The 15,822-nt window shown below is 72.1% G+C and carries 15 protein-coding genes; 7 read left to right on the top strand and 8 right to left on the bottom strand.

Annotated features, from left to right (window positions below):
* A partial coding sequence (gene thrS, locus ABZU52_RS12895; protein ID WP_354971223.1) for a threonine--tRNA ligase occupies positions 1 to 1,086 on the bottom strand: 1,086 nt, incomplete at its 3' end.
* 508 nt (positions 1,087 to 1,594) lie between these two features.
* Between thrS and ABZU52_RS12890 the strand changes: the two genes are divergently transcribed.
* The 4 genes from ABZU52_RS12890 (at position 1,595) to ABZU52_RS12875 (ending at position 3,698) form a co-directional block, all read left to right on the top strand.
* Positions 1,595 to 2,224 carry a DedA family protein gene (locus ABZU52_RS12890; protein WP_354971222.1) on the top strand — a complete coding sequence of 210 codons (630 nt, stop codon included), beginning with the start codon at positions 1,595 to 1,597 and terminating at the stop codon, positions 2,222 to 2,224.
* Between the two features lie 44 nt (positions 2,225 to 2,268).
* Positions 2,269 to 2,502 carry a type II toxin-antitoxin system RelE/ParE family toxin gene (locus ABZU52_RS12885; RefSeq protein ID WP_354971221.1) on the top strand — a complete coding sequence of 78 codons (234 nt, stop codon included), beginning with the start codon at positions 2,269 to 2,271 and terminating at the stop codon, positions 2,500 to 2,502.
* Positions 2,499 to 2,831 carry a helix-turn-helix transcriptional regulator gene (locus ABZU52_RS12880; protein ID WP_354971220.1) on the top strand — a complete coding sequence of 111 codons (333 nt, stop codon included), beginning with the start codon at positions 2,499 to 2,501 and terminating at the stop codon, positions 2,829 to 2,831. The genes ABZU52_RS12885 and ABZU52_RS12880 overlap by 4 nt, the downstream gene beginning before the upstream one ends.
* Before the next feature lie 153 nt (positions 2,832 to 2,984).
* Entirely contained in the window at positions 2,985 to 3,698 is a 714-nt protein-coding gene (locus ABZU52_RS12875) for a DUF998 domain-containing protein (RefSeq protein WP_354971219.1), read from the top strand.
* Here the strand turns inward: ABZU52_RS12875 and ABZU52_RS12870 are convergent.
* On the bottom strand, positions 3,676 to 5,079 hold the full coding sequence (locus ABZU52_RS12870; RefSeq protein ID WP_354971218.1) for an NAD(P)H-quinone dehydrogenase: 1,404 nt from the start codon (positions 5,077 to 5,079) through the stop codon (positions 3,676 to 3,678). The genes ABZU52_RS12875 and ABZU52_RS12870 overlap by 23 nt on opposite strands.
* A gap of 106 nt (positions 5,080 to 5,185) precedes the next feature.
* Here ABZU52_RS12870 and ABZU52_RS12865 point away from each other — a divergent pair, with 106 nt between their 5' ends.
* Positions 5,186 to 5,641 (top strand): gamma-glutamylcyclotransferase, encoded by a 456-nt coding sequence (locus tag ABZU52_RS12865; protein WP_354971217.1) that lies wholly within the window; start codon positions 5,186 to 5,188, stop codon positions 5,639 to 5,641.
* A gap of 75 nt (positions 5,642 to 5,716) precedes the next feature.
* On the opposite strand, the gene ABZU52_RS12860 is transcribed toward ABZU52_RS12865, so the two are convergent.
* The 4 genes from ABZU52_RS12860 to ABZU52_RS12845 all read right to left on the bottom strand — a co-directional run bounded on the left by ABZU52_RS12860 (position 5,717) and on the right by ABZU52_RS12845 (position 9,203).
* A complete protein-coding gene (locus ABZU52_RS12860) occupies positions 5,717 to 6,676 on the bottom strand; it encodes a GNAT family N-acetyltransferase (protein ID WP_354971216.1) in 960 nt (319 codons plus the stop codon).
* 62 nt (positions 6,677 to 6,738) lie between these two features.
* Positions 6,739 to 7,473 (bottom strand): hypothetical protein, encoded by a 735-nt coding sequence (locus tag ABZU52_RS12855; RefSeq protein ID WP_354971215.1) that lies wholly within the window; start codon positions 7,471 to 7,473, stop codon positions 6,739 to 6,741.
* Between the two features lie 83 nt (positions 7,474 to 7,556).
* Positions 7,557 to 8,564 (bottom strand): hypothetical protein, encoded by a 1,008-nt coding sequence (locus tag ABZU52_RS12850; RefSeq protein ID WP_354971214.1) that lies wholly within the window; start codon positions 8,562 to 8,564, stop codon positions 7,557 to 7,559.
* Between the two features lie 6 nt (positions 8,565 to 8,570).
* Positions 8,571 to 9,203: an MBL fold metallo-hydrolase gene (locus ABZU52_RS12845; protein WP_354971213.1), complete on the bottom strand. Its 633-nt coding sequence runs from the start codon at positions 9,201 to 9,203 to the stop codon at positions 8,571 to 8,573.
* A 93-nt stretch (positions 9,204 to 9,296) separates the two neighbouring features.
* Between ABZU52_RS12845 and ABZU52_RS12840 the strand changes: the two genes are divergently transcribed.
* Positions 9,297 to 10,259 carry a DUF4349 domain-containing protein gene (locus tag ABZU52_RS12840; RefSeq protein ID WP_354971212.1) on the top strand — a complete coding sequence of 321 codons (963 nt, stop codon included), beginning with the start codon at positions 9,297 to 9,299 and terminating at the stop codon, positions 10,257 to 10,259.
* Here ABZU52_RS12840 and ABZU52_RS12835 read toward each other — a convergent pair.
* A complete protein-coding gene (locus tag ABZU52_RS12835) occupies positions 10,216 to 11,475 on the bottom strand; it encodes an amidohydrolase (RefSeq protein ID WP_354971211.1) in 1,260 nt (419 codons plus the stop codon). The genes ABZU52_RS12840 and ABZU52_RS12835 overlap by 44 nt on opposite strands.
* 456 nt (positions 11,476 to 11,931) lie before the next feature.
* A complete protein-coding gene (locus tag ABZU52_RS12830; RefSeq protein ID WP_354971210.1) occupies positions 11,932 to 13,515 on the bottom strand; it encodes a methylmalonyl-CoA mutase family protein in 1,584 nt (527 codons plus the stop codon).
* A gap of 205 nt (positions 13,516 to 13,720) precedes the next feature.
* Here ABZU52_RS12830 and ABZU52_RS12825 point away from each other — a divergent pair, with 205 nt between their 5' ends.
* The gene (locus ABZU52_RS12825; protein WP_354971209.1) at positions 13,721 to 15,787 is read left to right on the top strand and encodes a serine/threonine-protein kinase; all 2,067 of its coding nucleotides are present in this window, start codon (positions 13,721 to 13,723) and stop codon (positions 15,785 to 15,787) included.
* Positions 15,788 to 15,822 lie beyond the last annotated feature (35 nt).

The following is a 15,822-nucleotide window of genomic DNA, read 5'->3' as shown; positions in this document are numbered from 1 at the left end:
CTCCCGGGCACCCAACACCCCGAGGTACGGGACGCGGCGGCGAGCCGCGTCCCGGACCCGGGCGCCCAGCGAGCCGGCGGCGTCGACATCGACCCGCAGGCCGGCGTCGCCCGCCCGCCGGGCCAGGTCGGCCGCCGCGTCGACCTGGCCCTCGTCGACCGGCAGCAGCACCAGCTGGACGGGCGCGTACCAGGCCGGGAACGCCCCCTCGTGCACCTCGATGAGGTACGCGAACAGCCGCTCCATGCTGCCGACCAGGCTGCGGTGCACCATGACCGGGCGACGCCGGCTGCCGTCCGAGTCGGTGTACGACAGGTCGAACCGTTCCGGCTTGTCGAAGTCGAGTTGGATGGTGGAGATGGTCGACTCCCGGCCGGCGGCGTCGACGATCTGAATGTCGATCTTCGGACCGTAGAAGGCGGCCTCCCCCGGCGCCTCGACGTACTCCACGCCGGCCAGCGCCTCGCGCAGCAGCTCCTCGGCGCGGGCCCACTGCGCGTCGTCGCCGACGTACTTCTCGCCCGGCCCGCGCAGCGACAGCCGGAACCCGGCCGGGCGGACGCCGAGCGCGGCGTGCGCGGCACGGATCAGCCCGAGGATCTCGACGACCTCCGCGCCCACCTGCCCCGGCGCGCAGAAGGTGTGCGCGTCGTTGAGCGAAATGGCGCGCACCCGGGACAGCCCGCCGAGCACGCCGGAGCGCTCCGAGCGGTACATCCCGCCCAGCTCGGCGATCCGCAACGGCAGCTCCCGGTAGGAGCGGCCGCGCGCCCGGAAGACCAACGCGTGGTGCGGGCAGAGCGCCGGCCGGAGCACGAACTCGTCGTCGGCGCTCAGCCTCATCGGCGGGAACATGTCGTCGGCGAAGTAACCGAGATGGCCGGAGAGTTCGAAGAGTTCCCGCTTGCCCAGCGGCGGCGAGTAGACGTGCTGGTGGCCGGAGCGGCGCTCCAACTCCCGGACGTACTCCTCGACGGCGTGCCGGGCGGCGGCGCCGGCCGGCAACCAGATCGGCAGGCCGGCGCCGGCCAGCGGATCGGAGACGAAGAGGTCCAGCTCGCGGCCGAGCCTACGGTGGTCGATCATGTCGGGCTCCTGGATCGGGTACGACCCGGAGGCGACCTGAGCTCCGTTCGGCGCGCTGCCCTCGGGGGCGGATCGCCCCGGGGCCTGGTCGACGGTGGTTACGTCAGAGCGGCGCGCCGGGGATACCCGGCGTCGTGGTCATCACTACCGCGCTGCGCATACCGCGACCGTACTCGCCCGATGATCGGGGATGCACCCGGATTTGCGGCGCAGGGGTGGGCCGCCGGCGCGGGACCCGCCGGCGGCCCAGGCGGCCGAATCGTCAGGAACGGGGGACCCGACGGGCGTGGCCGCGCCGACAACGGTACGCCGACGAACGCCGTTCCGCCGCCCGCCTCGGACGGGTGGAACAGCCGCCAAACCCGTCACCTGGCAGCAATCAGCCTCGTTGTAGCTGGGTGGCCCAGTCGTGTCGACGGTCACGACGGGCCGGGGCCCTCCACCGTGACGCCGGACACGACGTCAGGCTCAAGACACCCAATCGGCCACATCCGGCGAGGTGGCAGGCGTGCCCGAACTTCTGACTGACATCGCGTCGCCGACGTGGGCGTACCTGGTGCTGCTCGCGCTGCTGATCGCGGACGCCTTCGTGCCGGTGATTCCCACCCAGATCGTCATGATCACCAGTGGTGCGCTCACCGTCTACGGCGGGCTCAGCCTTCCGATCACCATCGCCGTCGGCACGCTCGGCGTGTTCGCCGGCGACCTGGCCTGCTACCTGCTCGGGCGGAGCGCGCCGGACCGGCGGCAACCCCGGCACGCCGAGCTGAGCCGCGCCCGCCGGGTGGCCAGCCGGGTCACCCAGGGGCTGCGACAACCCGGGCCACTGGTCATCCTGCTCTGCCGGTTCGTGCCCGGCGGTCGGATGGCGGCCTGCTTCTCGGCCGGGCGCAGTCGCTACCCGTACCGCCTGTTCGTGCTCTACGAGGCCGTCGCCGCGCTGGGTTGGGCCACCTACGGCGCCCTGGTCGGGCACCTGGGCGGCACCGCACTGACCGAGTCGGCCTGGCGGCTGGCCATCATCGCCACCGCCGCGGCGGCCGGGTTCGCCGCAGCCGGTTGGGCGATGACAGTGGTCAGCGCCCGGCACGCCCGCGCCGCCGCCGCCATCGCCGCAGTCGACGTCCCCATCGACTGAGTGTCGTAAGACCTGCGGGTATAAGCTGCACTTATATTGACCGAATGTGGGACGTCAAACTTCATCCCGAGGTCGAGGAGTGGTTCCTCAACCTCTGCAAGACGGATCCCGCCAGCGCCGACCTCATCAGCGAGGCCGTCGACCTCCTCGCCGAACACGGGCCGGCGCTCGGGCGTCCCCTGGTTGACCGCCTCAAGGGCAGCAGCTTCCACCACATGAAGGAGTTGCGGCCCGGGTTTCAGGAGCACCTCTCCAGGCTGAGGGAAACACAGAGATGACCGGTGGAGCTGACTGGCAGGACGTGAAGGCGAAGGCCCGCGCGCTCGATCCGTCCTGGGAAGATCCGGACCGGGTCTCCCGGCGGGCCCAGCACCGCGAGCAGATGTTGGCTTCGGTCAGTGGGGCACAGCTGGCAGAGATCCGAAAGCACCTGGGGATGACTCAGGTCCAACTTGCCGAGGCGGCCGGGCTGACGCAGGCGAGGATCAGCCAGATTGAGAATGGCGAGCACACCAGCCTGGAATCACTCCGCGCCTACGTCACCGGCTTGGGCGGTCATCTCGACGTCGTCGCCCGCATTGGGAACATCCAGCTGAACGTCGCCTGACCTGGCGAAGGCCGTCGCGCCGGTCGGAGATCGACGGGTCGCTGGAGGACGTGACGGCCGAATGCCCCGGCCGGCCTCTAGGGGTGGTCCCGGGGGACGATTTCGGTGGCTGTCCCGGATTCGGCTGGGGTGTCCGCGGCGACAGGCTGAGGCATGCCTGTTACCCGGAGTACCGGCCTGCTGGCCCTGGGCGGGATCGCCCTGGCGGCGTTGCTCACCGTGATCGGCCACCTCGAAGTCAACGACGACCTCAACCCGTGGGCGCTCACCATCAGCGACTTCGCGGTCTCCGACCGGGGCGGCGTCATCGACGTCGCCATGGTGGTGCTCGCGCTCGCCACCGTGGCGCTGCTGTACGGACTGCGCCGCGCCGGCCCACCCCGATCGCACTCCGGCCCAACGGCCGAGCTGCTGCTCGGCGTCTGGGTGGGTGGGCTGCTGCTGGCCGCCGTGGTGCCCACGAACGAGCCGGGCACCGCCATGACCACCGCCGCCTACCTGCACCGGTACGCGTCGGTGATCGCCTTCCTGGCGCTGCCGGCGGCCGGTTGGTTGCTCGCCCGTCGACCCGACCTGACGTCCGCCGCCCGGACGCTACGCGCCCTGGTCCTGCTGAGCCTGGCCCTGGCGGCGGCGATGATCTGGTCCGCCTACCCCGGCGACCGGATGCTCATCGGCCTGGCCGAACGCCTCCTCATCCTCACCGAGGTAGCCGTCCTGGCCACGGTAGCGATGATCCAGACCCGGCCCGCACGCGCCGATCATGGAGTTGTGGTGCCTCACAAAAGGGGTGTGGCGGCGTGGAACGGCCACCACAAGTCCATGATCGACGAGGAGGGCCGGGTCACTCCAGTTCGTGCAGCATGAGCTGGCGGGCCGCTTCGGTGATCGAGCCGGAGAGGCTCGGGTAGATGGTGATGGTCTGGGCCAGCTCGTTGACGGTGAGGTTGTTCTCCACCGCCATGGTGATGGGCAGGATCAGCTCACTGGCCTTCGGAGCGACCACCACACCGCCGATCACCTGGCCGCTGGCCGGACGGCAGAACAGCTTCACGAAACCGTCGGAGAGGTCGTCCATCTTGGCCCGGGCGTTGCCGGACAGCGGCAGCATCACCTGCCGGGCCGGCACCTTGCCCGCGTCCACCTCGTCCTGCGAGACACCCACGGTGGCCAGCTCCGGATCGGTGAAGACGTTCGCCGCCACGGTACGCAGCCGCAGCGGGCGGACCGCCTCGCCGAGCGCGTGCCACATGGCGATCCGGCCCTGCATGGCGGCGACGCTGGCCAGCAGCAGCACGCCCGTGCAGTCGCCGGCGGCGTAGATGCCGGGCACGTTGGTGCGGGAAGCCCGGTCGACTGTCACGTAACCGCCCCGGCCCAGCTCCACCCCGTACTCGGCCAGGCCCAGATCGGCCGTGTTCGGGATCGAACCGACGGTGATCAGCGCGTGCGAACCGGTCACCTTACGGCCGTCGGAGAGCTCCACCTCGACGCCGTCGGCGGTACGCCGGACCGCGTCGGCCCGGGAGTTGTTGAGGATCTCCATGCCCCGGTTGCGGAACACCCGCTCAATGGCGGAGGCGGCGTCGGCGTCCTCGTGCGGCATCACCCGGTCCCGGCTGGAGACCAGGGTCACCTCCACCCCCATCGCCAGGTACGCGCTGGCGAACTCCGCCCCGGTCACGCCGGACCCGACCACGATCAGGTGCTCGGGCAGCTCCGGCAGGTCGTACACCTGTCGCCAGGTCAGGATGCGCTCACCGTCCGGTACGGCGGTGGGCAGCTGGCGGGGGGTCGAGCCGGTGGCCACCAGCACTGTGGACGCGTCGATCGAGTATTCCTCTCCACCGTCGGCGGGGCTGACGACGACCCGGTGGGTGTGCCCGAGGGAGTCCTCGCCGAGCCGGGCGGTGCCGGCCACGAAGGTGACCCCCGCCTTCAGCAGCTTGGCGTGGATGTCAGCGGACTGCGCCAGGGCCAGCCGCTTGACCCGCTCGTGCACCGCCCGCGCGTCGACGGTGACCGCTTCCAGGCCGTCCGAGTGGACCCCGAACTCCTCGGTGTCGCGGTACCCGGTGACCACCCCGGAGCTGGCGATGAAGGTCTTTGACGGTACGCAGTCGGAGAGCACGCAGGCGCCGCCGGCACCATCGGCCTCCACCACTGTGACATCGGCGTCCAGCTGGGCGGCGACCAGTGCCGCCTCGTACCCGGCCGGCCCCCCACCGATGATCACGATCCGGCTCACAGCGTTCGCCCTTCGTCCATACCCACAGTGACTTTCTTCTCCCGAGCGCATTCGACACGCACTGTCGTATTCTCCCCTACCCGTCGTCCGGGATATCGTCATCGCCGTGCGTCATCACGCCGCCTACGGCTCAAATCTCGACCCCGCCCGAATGCGCGCCTACTGCCCACATTCGCCGATGGTGGGCACCGGCTGGCTGGAGGGCTGGCGGCTGACCTTCGCGGGGGCGGACGTGATCGGCTGGGAGGGTGCGGTGAGCACCGTTGTCGAGTCTCCCGGTGACCGGGTCTTCGTGGCGCTCTACGACATCCACCCGTACGACGCGGGCCAGCTCGACGAGATCGAGGGGGTGACCGCCGGCACGTACCGCAAGCTGCACGTCCGGGTCTCCACCCTCGACGGCGACGTGACCGCGTGGATCTACGTCTTCGACGGGTACGAGGGTGGCCTGCCGACCTCGTGGTATCTGTCGGAGATCGCGAACGCCGCCGAGAAGGCGGGCGCCCCGGACGACTACGTCACCGAACTGCGGGCCCGCCCCACCGGCACCGCCTCGGCGTAGCAGCGCGTATCGCACGCCGCCAGTCTGCTACCGCTGTCGACCGGAGCGCCGGTCGGGCCGGGCCGGGGTCGTCAATCACACACCGGCGGCCGGGACGGAAAGCTCGTACATGTCGGTCCAGTGGGTTTCCCGCAGGCCCACCGACCGGTAGAGCGACAGCGGGGCGGTCGGGTTGGTGAGGTCGACGCCCAGGCCGGCCACCTTCCGCCCCTTCTCGGCGTAGCGGGCGAAGGCTCGGCGCAGCAGCGCCGCACCCACCCCGCGACGACGGTACGCGGACAGCACCGACACACTCTTCACCCAGCCCGAATTCTGGTCGAGCGCCTGATCCGAGGACTGCAACGCGCCGACCGGCACCCCGTCCACCTCGGCGAGGAACCACTCGTCCCAGGCGGTCAGGTCGCCGATCCTGGCCCGCCACCGCTGGTACGACAGCGGCTCGTGGTCCGGGGTGTCACCGAAGGCGGCCTGGTAGATCCGGTGGAACTCCACCAGGTCGGTCTCGTCGTCCGGGCGGACCGGCCGCACCGTCACGGCCGGCGGACCAGCCGGCTCGTCGGGCAGGTCGTCCAGCGGCCGGCTCATTCGGACGTACCGCTTGACGAGGGTGAACCCGAGCGCGCGCAGGGAGTGTTCCCAGTCCCGCTCCGGGGCGAAGACCGCGCAGCGGGCGGTGAGCGACGGCAGCCCCCGCTCGGCGGCGCGCTCGGCGACCCGGTCCAGTTGGCGGACCAGCAACGGCGTGCGGACGGCGGCGGCCCGTACCGGGTCGACGTAGACCTCCACGAACTCCCGGCCCACCCCGGTCGGGTTGTCCACCGTCGCCCAGCCGACCACGGTGTCGTCCGGGTCGATCGCCAGCCAGGAGTCCCGGGTCGGGTCGAAGTGGGGGGCGGTCAGCGACGCCGCGACGTCCTCGGCGTCGAAGTCGGGATGGCCGATGGCGAAGGTGTCGGCGGCGTGCACCACCGCGAGGATCGCCGGCACGTCGTCGAGGGTGGGCCGGCGCGTTGTCCAACCAGCGGGAAGGGTCACGACAGGACATCCTGGCAGCCGACCTGCTCGGGGTGCCGCCCATTTTCTGGCCGGCGGGAGGCTCAGCCGAGGTCGGCCCGGGTGCGGTGCAGCAACTCCACCAACTCCGCGCCGTCGGCCGGGCCGAGGGCGGTGAACGCCGGCGCGGCCAACCGGTTGGTCACCGCCTCCGCCCAGAGTCGGCGGCGCACCAACGGCCCGATCGGCGGGTACGGCGGCGGCCAGCCACAGGCCACCGCCCCGGCCTCACCCTCCGGCCCGGCCAGCACGGCCTCCAGCGGGGTCATCCCGGCGGCGCGTACCGCCAGCAGGTAGGCGCCGGTGAAGTGCTCCCGGAGCAGCCGCAGCCCGGCGGCGGTGCGGGCCCCGGGAGAGAGATCCGGCAGCGGCATGGCCCGCCACGCGGCGAAGAGCGGCATCCCGCTGGCCTCGGCCGCGACCACGGCCCGCTCGACGAGCGCCGACAGGCGCTCGGTGCCCGGCAGCGGGCCGAGCTGCTGCGCCCCCCACCGGCAGCATTCGGCGAGGCTCGCGGCGGCCACCTCGAACGGCGGGACGACCCGGGCGGCGGCGTCCCAACCGTCGGCGACCGCGTCCGGGGCGAGGAACCCGAGAGCGGCCGCGGCCGTCTCGGCCCGCACATCGCCGAGCGCGCCGGCCCGGCCACTGATGTAGAAGGCCCAGCCGGAGATGCCGAGCAGTCGGGCCCGGCGCAACGTGGTCGAGTCCCGGCTGAAGGCGTCGCCCAGGTCGAGGACGACGGGCTTGCTGGCGGCGGCGACCTGCTCCGGAGTCACCGCGGTGCCCCGACCACGACCACGCCCCACCCCGGGGCCACCCGCCGTGTACGGCGCGCACACTCGTCGTCGTCCATCGATGGTCAGTCTGCCGCGCCACCGCGCACGTCCGCATCCCCCTCTTCGGCCGCCAGTGCCTCGACCGCCGCCTCGACCTCACCGGCCCGCCGCCGAGCCACGGTGACCGCCCGCTCGGCGGCCCGCCGGGCGAGCTTGGCCCGGCTGAGATCCTGCTCGGCGACCGCGCGCCGCCGCTCCAGCTCGGCCAGCTCAGCCTCAAGGCCATCGAGTACGGCCACACCGTCGCGTTCCTGCCCGGTCGCCTCGGTCAGCTCGGTCTCGGCCCGCTCCTGGTCGGCCTGGGCCTTCGCCAGCTCCCGGTCCAGGGCGCGGCGCTGCCGGGCCCGCTCGGCTCGGGCTGCCCGCTGTGCGGCCCGTTCGGCCTGCTCGGCGCGCTCGGCGGCCCGTTCCTCGGCGCGCTCGGCCGCCCGATCCGGGCGGGGTGTCGCCTCCGGACGCCCCCGCTGGGCACCGGGTCGGCGGGCCGGACGCTCCTCCTCGCGCTCCTCGTCCTCACCGGTGACCAGCCGCAGCTGTGGCCGGGGCACCTCACCGAAGCCGGCGTAGCTGGCCGCCCGGAGCAGTCGGCCAGCCCGCACCTGCTCGGCGACCTCGACGTCGGAGAACGCCGCATTCAGCGTCGCCTCCACCTCGGCCAGCGGCAGCCGGCTCGCCGGTGGCGCGTCCGGCTCGGCCGCGGCGAGCTTGCGGACCTCGGCGACCAGCGCGCCGACCACCGCCCGGCGCTGCGCGGACAGCTCCCGCAGTCGGGGCCCGCGCAACTCCCGCTGGGCGACTCGCAGGGCGTCGGCGAGCTGCACCAGATCGGCGACCAGCTCCGGGCGCCGGATGGCGAGCAGGTTGACCAACCAGGCGGCCACCGTCGGGCGACGCAACCGGGCCAGTTGTCGGGCGGTGGTCGGGTCGCCGGCCCGGCGGGCCTCGGCCACGGCGGCGTCCCGGGCGGCCACGAACCGGTCCGGTGGGGTGCGGTAGAGCTGCTGCACCAGCTCCGCGGAGAGGCCGGGCATCGGGGGTCAGACGTCCACCCGGCTACCGGGCTCCAGACGCTGGTACTCGGTGCCGGACAGCGCGGTGTACTGCCTGTCGAGCACGCCCAGCCCGTTGTCGTTGAGCAGCGCGTCGTGCAGGGCGTACGCGCGCCGCGGTGCGACCGCGCGGATGAAGTCGACCACCTCGGAGAACTTCGACCACGGGGCGTGGATCGGCGCGAAGAGCGTGTCGACCGGGGTCTCGTCGGGCACCACCAACGAGTCGCCCGGGTGGTAGACCACGTCGTTGATCAGGTAGCCGAGGTTGTCGATCACCGGGATGTCGGGGTGGATCACGGCGTGCCGCCCCCCGTACGCGCGCACGGCCACCCCGGCGGCGGTGAACGACTCACCGACGCTGACCGGGCGCAGCACGTCGGCCATGTCGCCCAGGGCCTCGGCGAGCGAGGCGGGCCCGTGGATCGGGAACGGCTGTCGGTCGAGCTGGAGGCGCACCGCCGCCAGGTCGAGGTGGTCGGGGTGCTGGTGGGTGATCAGCACCGCGTCCGCGCCGTCCAACGCCGCCGTGGTGTCGCTGAACACCCCAGGGTCGACGACCAGCACTCCCCCGTCGTGTTCCACCCGAAGGCAGGAGTGGGCGTACTTGGTGAGCCGCATCGTGACTCCTCGATTATCGAATCGTGACGTCCTCAGCGCAGTCTGCCGGAACCAGCCGGCGTGCGCGTCGCGTCCGAGCTATCGCCACACCGGTTGACGACGATGGGAGCGGGGATGGACGGGCAGGTGGGACGACGCCGCGGTGCGCTGCTGGCGGCGACAGCACTGGCGGCGGCGCTGGCGTTGACGGGATGCGGTGCCGGCGACAGGGGCGCGCAGGACTCCGCTGGTTCGGCGGCCGAGGCGCCAGCGGCCAACGGGGGCGAGGCGGGCCGGGACGCCGCCGCGGGCGCACCGGAGGGGGCCGGTGCCGGCGCGCCGGACCTGCGAGTCGACCAGCGGGCGATCATCTACACCGGAACGATGCGGGTGCAGGTGAACGATGTGGACTCGGCCGCCCGGGAGGCCGCCGCCGTGGCCACCCGGGCCGGCGGCTTCGTCGGCGGCGACCAGCGGCGCAGTGCGGACGCCGACGCGGTGGCGGAGTTGGAGCTGCGAGTGCCGGCGGCGAAGTTCACCGGCGTGGTGGAGGAGATCGCGAAGCTCGGTCGGCAGCAGAACCGGGAGATCAACACTCAGGACGTCACCGAGGAGACCGTCGACCTGGATGCCCGGATCACCAGTCAGCGGGCCCGGGTGGACAGCGCCCGCCGGTTGCTGGCCCGGGCCACCTCGATCACCGACCTGGTGTCGCTGGAGAACGAGCTGGGTCGCCGGGAGGCGGACCTGGCCTCGCTGGAGGCCAAGAAGCGACGCCTGGCCGACCTGACCGCCCTCTCCACGATCACCGTGTCGCTGGCCGGGCCGGCGGCGAAGGCAACCGAGGAGGAGGCCGAGACCGGCTTCCTGGTCGGGCTCAGGGGCGGCTGGAAGGCGTTCGTCGCCTCGATGACCGTCCTGCTCACGGTGCTGGGCGCGTTGCTGCCCTGGCTGGTGGCGTTCGGCGTACCGCTGGGGGTGCTGCTGGTGGTGCTGCGCCGCCGGCGCAGGTCCCCGGCCCTGGTCGCGACGGTCAGCGCGCCGCCGCCAGTGCCCGCAACGCGGTCTGCACCATGACGCGGACGCCGACCGGGATGGCTCGCTCGTCCACGTCGAAGCTCGCGCGGTGCAGGTCGATGTTCGGGCCGGAGCGACCCACGCCGAGCCGGGCGAGGGCGCCGGGGACGTACTCCAGATACCAGGAGAAGTCCTCGCCGCCCATGCTCTGCGGTGTCTCGGCGATCCCGTCCGGGCCGAGTGCGGCGGCGGTGGCGGCGGTCAGCACCTGGATGGCGCGGGAGTCGTTGCACACCGGCGGTCGGCCGCGCAGGTATTCCAGATCGACGGTGGCGCCGGTCGGCGCGATCACGTCCCGCACCACCTGAGCGACGATCTTGGGTGCCTGCTCCCAGGTGTCGCGGTCCATCACCCGGAGGGTGCCGGAGGCGCTCGCCTCGGACGGGATGACGTTGTAGCGGGTGCCGGCCGACGCGTGGCCGAAGACCAGCAGCAGGCCACTGTTGGCCGGCACCCGGCGGCTGACCAGGGCGGGCACCTCGGTGATCAGCCGACCGAGCGCGTCGACCATGTCGACGGTCAGGTGCGGGCGGGCGGTGTGCCCGCCCGGGCCGGAGAGTCGGACGGTCACGTTGTCGGCGGCCGCGGTGATCGGGCCCACCCGCAGGCCGACCTGGCCCACCGGCAGGTTCGGGTCGCAGTGCAGCGCGAAGATCTGCACCACGTCGTCCAGGCCGCCGGCCTCAATGACCTCCAGCGAACCGCAGGGCAGGATCTCCTCGGCCGGCTGGAAGATGAGCCGGACTCGGCCGTCCAGCTCGCCGAGGTCGGCGAGCTGGGCCAGCAGCATGCCGACGCCGAGCAGGATCGAGGTGTGCACGTCGTGCCCGCAGGCGTGGCAGACGCCCTCCACGGTCGACCGGTACGGGACGTCCTTGGGGTCATCCAACGGCAGGGCGTCGATGTCGGCGCGCAGCGCCACGACCGGACCGTCCGGCCGGCCGTTGACGTCGCAGATCACGCCGTTGCCCTTGGGCAGCAGGCGCGGGTTCAGCCCGGCCAGCGACAGCTCCCGGGCGATCAGCGCGGCCGTCTCGAACTCGTTGCCGGAGAGCTCAGGGTGCGAGTGAAGGTGGCGGCGCGTAGCGATCAGCCCCGGTACCCGGAGCGCGAGGAGGTGATCCAGCTCGCGGGGCAGGGGCTGGGATCCGGGTGGCGTCTCCGGCCAGGACGACGCCAGCTGGCCACCCGTGGGCAGCGTCAACGCACTCGTCACGTCGAATTCTCGATCACTAGGAATGGATGGATCATCGGGGACAGCAGACAGCCTAGACCTCCGACGGTGACGCTGCGCAACCTCGTTACGGTAATGATCGGACCGCGCAGAGTCACGTATGCCCTGCTGAGCGGCATTGAAGAGTTGAGAGACAGCAGGTAGATCACGGTCAAACGCCGTCATCAGCCCCTCACCTCCTACAACGCGTAACCGATCGCGGCGATCACGAATCCCGGCGCCGGTCGGAGCCTCGTCGCCAAATTGTCGCATTAGTCGGGGTGGTGAACTGACACTCCGACAATTAGCCGACCACACCGCGCAACGAGCCGGATAAGGACGCTCACACGCACGGGCCCGCCCCGGGCGCACACGGTGTGCGTCCCGGCTCACCGAGCGGATACCCGCCGAGCCCGTTGGACACACCGCGTCCCGGTGCCCGCGATCGTGACCGGGCGCTCAGAAGCGGTCGGTGGGCCGGTACAACCCCCACACCTCGCGCAGCGTCCCGCAGACCTCACCGACGGTCGCCCGGGCCCGCAGCGCCTCCTTCATCGGATACAGAACGTTCTCCGTGCCCTCGGCGGCGGCGCGAAGATCGGCGAGCGCTCGCGCCACCGCGTCCGCATCCCGCTCGGAGCGCAGCCGGGCCAGCCGGTCAGCCTGGGCCGCCTCGATCGCCGGGTCGACCCGGAGCGGCTCGTACGGCTCCTCCTCGTCCACGGTGAACCGGTTGAGCCCGACCACCACCCGCTCCCCCGAGTCGATCTCCTGGGCGATCCGGTACGCGGACTGCTCGATCTCCCGCTTCTGGAACCCGGCCTCGATCGCGTCCACCGCCGAGCCGTGGTCGGCCACCCGCTCCATCAACTCGACGGCGGCGGCCTCGATCTCGGCGGTCATCGCCTCCACCACGTACGAGCCGGCGAACGGGTCGACGGTGCTGGTCAGGTCCGTCTCGTAGGCCAGCACCTGCTGGGTACGCAGCGCGAGCCGGGCCGCCTTCTCGGTGGGCAGCGCGATCGCCTCGTCGAAGCTGTTGGTGTGCAGCGACTGGGTGCCGCCGAGCACGGCGGCCAACCCCTGCACCGCCACCCGGACCAGGTTCACCTCCGGCTGCTGGGCGGTGAGCTGCACGCCAGCGGTCTGGGTGTGGAACCGCAGCATCATCGACTTTGGATCCTTGGCGCCGAAGTCGTCCCGCATCAGCCGGGCCCAGATCCGCCGGGCGGCGCGGAACTTGGCCACCTCCTCCAGCAGGGTGGTGCGGGCCACGAAGAAGAACGACAGCCGGGGCGCGAAGTCGTCGACGGCCAGCCCGGCGGCCAACGCCGCCCGCACGTACTCCACCCCGTTGGCCAGGGTGAACGCGATCTCCTGCGCGGGCGTCGCGCCGGCCTCCGCCATGTGGTAGCCGGAGATGGAGATCGTGTTCCACTTCGGCACCTCCTTGCGGCAGTACGCGAACGTGTCGGCCACCAGGCGCAGCGACGGCTTCGGCGGGAAGATGTACGTCCCCCGGGCGATGTACTCCTTGAGGATGTCGTTCTGGATGGTGCCGTTGAGCGCCGTCCCCGGCACCCCGTTCTCCTCGGCGACCAGTTGGTAGAGCAGCAGCAGCACCGAGCCGGGCGCGTTGATGGTCATCGAGGTGGACACCTTGTCCAGTGGGATGTCGGCGAAGAGCAGCCGCATGTCCTCGATGGAGTCGATCGCGACACCCACCTTGCCGACCTCACCGTGCGCGATCGGCTCGTCGGAGTCGTAGCCCATCTGGGTCGGCAGGTCGAACGCGACCGAGAGGCCCATCGTGCCGGCCCGCAACAGCTGGTGGTACCGCGCGTTGGACTCGGTGGCGGTGCCGAAGCCGGCGTACTGGCGCATGGTCCACGGACGGGAGGTGTACATGGTGGGGTAGACACCCCGGGTGTACGGGAACTCGCCGGGGCTGCCGAGCCGGGAGTCCAGGTCTTCCGGAAGGTCGGCCTCCGTGTAGACGCCGTTGATCGGGAAACCGGACTCGCTTGACCGCCGTTGGTTCATCCCCGGATGGTAGGACGCCTGGCCACGTCGTCGGGTGAGGGATACCGCACAGTGCGTCCCGACCGGTCGACACCAGGTGAACGACAGGGCACGTTCTGTCGACTTCGATAAACGTCCGTCGCGTCGGCTTTCGCATCGGGCGTCGGAACCAGCAAGATAGGGGGGTTGTGTCCCAGCCCCCCTCGATTTCCCCGGTGGCTTTTCTGTGACTCAGATCCCGACGTGGAGCGGCGGACCAGTCAGTCCCGCCAACGGACGAGCGGCGCCCGGCACCACCATTGGTGGCCGGTACTCGCTGCGGTCCTCGGTGGGCAACGGCGGCATGGGCACGGTGTGGCGCGCCACAGACACCCTGCTGCGCCGTGACGTGGCGGTGAAGGAGGTCGTCCTGCCCCCGGGGCTGGCCCCCAGCGACCGCGACGCGATGTACGAACGCACCCTGCGCGAGGCCCGCGCCGCCGCCGCCATCCAGCACCCGGCGGTGGTGCAGGTGTACGACGTGGTCACCGAGGCCGGCCGACCGTGGATCGTGATGGAGCTGCTGGACGCCCGCAGCCTCGCCGACATGGTGATCGAGGACGGGCCGGTCGCGCCCCGCACCGTCGCCAAGATCGGCATCGCGCTGCTCGGCGCGTTGGAGGTCGCGCACGCGATCGGCGTGCTGCACCGCGACGTCAAACCCGCCAACGTGCTGATCTGCACCGACGGGCGCTGTGTGCTGACCGACTTCGGGGTCGCCCGGATGCCCACCGACGTGCAGCTCACCACCCCCGGCATGGTGCTCGGCTCGCCGCACTTCATCTCGCCCGAGCGGGCCATGGGCCAGGAGTTCGGCCCGCCGAGCGACCTCTTCTCGCTGGGCGTGACGCTCTACACAGCGGTCGAAGGTCGGCCCCCGTTCGACAAGGGCGACCCGATCGAGACCATGCACGCCGTGGTGGAGGACCCGCCCGCCCCGCCGCAGCGCAGCGGCCCGCTGACCCGGGTGCTGATGGGTCTGCTGGAGAAGGACCCGGCGCGCCGGCTGGACGTGCACACCTCCCGGGCCATGCTGCGCGAGCTGCTCGCCGGCCCGCTGGGCAGCACGGCGACGGCTGTGCACTCGGTCACCGACCCGTACGCCGTGGTGCCTGTGCAGCAGCGCCCCGTGCCCGTCCTCCCGCCGCCCCAGCCGGAGCCGAAGCCGGACAGCCAGATCGGTGGCCCGGCGATGCTGGCCGCGGGTGAGTCGCTGACCGACCGGCTGGCCGCGCTGCGCCGGGGCGAGCGCCCCCAGGCAGCTCGCCCGGACGGCACCACCGGTGGGCTCGACGAGACCAGCGCCGACGCGTTGGCCGGTCCGCTGCACACGCCGACCGGCGCGATGCCGGCACCGGGCCGACCGGCGGCCGGGCGCACCTACGGCGGCAACGCGGACGCCACCCAGCGGGTGGATGCCGGCGGCCAACCCGACGCCACCCAGCGGGTCAGCTACGGCAGCCCGGCCGACGCCACCCAGCAGGTCGGGTACGGCGGCGCACCGGAGGCCACCCAGCGCATCGGCGGCACCTACGGCGGCGGCAACCAGTGGTCGGTGCCGGGCACCGGCCAGCCCTGGGCCTCCCCGCCCGCCGCTTCGGGCGGCAGCGCTCTGGACAAGGCCCGGGCCACCGGGGGTCAGCTCGTCACCACGGTCAAGGGCTGGCCGCGCAAGGTGCAGCTCGCCGCGGCCGGCGGGTTGGTCGTCGTGCTGCTGCTCACCGCGGTGGCGCTCTCCGGCGGCGACGACAAGACCCCGCCGAACACCCCGGCGGCGCAGCCCACCGCCTCCACCCCGGCGACCTCCACCGTCGAGATGCAGGAGCACACGGCCCGCGGGATCCAGGTCATGGTGCCGAAGGGCTGGAAGAAGGCCACCGGCGGCTCGTACACCGACTACATCGACCCGGAGGACAGCGGCCGCAAGGTTCGCATCATCACCGAGAAGTGGACCAGCAGCTCAGCCCGGTGGGCGGAGACGGCCGAGAACGGTCTCAAGACCCGGAGCACCTCCTGCGTCAAGCCGTACGCGCAGGTCAGCGCCACGGAGACGGAGCTGGCCAGCAAGCCCGCCGCGGAATTCGAGTACACCTGCGGCGAGGGCGAGGCCATGCGGCACGGCGTCTGGCGGGGCGTGGCGGAGGGCGGCAAGGCGTACTCGTTCTACCTGACCGCCACCGACGCCAAGTTCGCCGAGAGCAAGCCGATCTTCGACGAGATGGCGCGGACGTTCCAGCTCACCGGGGACGGCTGAGCCGGAGGGAACCGCCAGGGGTGATCCGCCGCCGT

The sequence above is a fragment of the Micromonospora sp. NPDC005220 genome (genome assembly GCF_040607895.1).
GTDB lineage: Bacteria > Actinomycetota > Actinomycetes > Mycobacteriales > Micromonosporaceae > Micromonospora.
The sequence above is the reverse complement of the archived record's forward strand: the minus strand, read 5'-3'. Positions and strand labels throughout refer to the sequence as shown.

Excerpts from the sequence above, each read along its gene's own strand:
- ABZU52_RS12830 (WP_354971210.1), bottom strand. The coding sequence starts at position 13,515 with ATGAACCAACGGCGGTCAAGCGAGTCCGGTTTCCCGATCAACGGCGTC.
- ABZU52_RS12850 (WP_354971214.1), bottom strand. The coding sequence starts at position 8,564 with ATGCCCGGCCTCTCCGCGGAGCTGGTGCAGCAGCTCTACCGCACCCCA.
- ABZU52_RS12875 (WP_354971219.1), top strand. The coding sequence starts at position 2,985 with ATGCCTGTTACCCGGAGTACCGGCCTGCTGGCCCTGGGCGGGATCGCC.
- ABZU52_RS12885 (WP_354971221.1), top strand. The coding sequence starts at position 2,269 with ATGTGGGACGTCAAACTTCATCCCGAGGTCGAGGAGTGGTTCCTCAAC.
- ABZU52_RS12880 (WP_354971220.1), top strand. The coding sequence starts at position 2,499 with ATGACCGGTGGAGCTGACTGGCAGGACGTGAAGGCGAAGGCCCGCGCG.
- ABZU52_RS12845 (WP_354971213.1), bottom strand. The coding sequence starts at position 9,203 with ATGCGGCTCACCAAGTACGCCCACTCCTGCCTTCGGGTGGAACACGAC.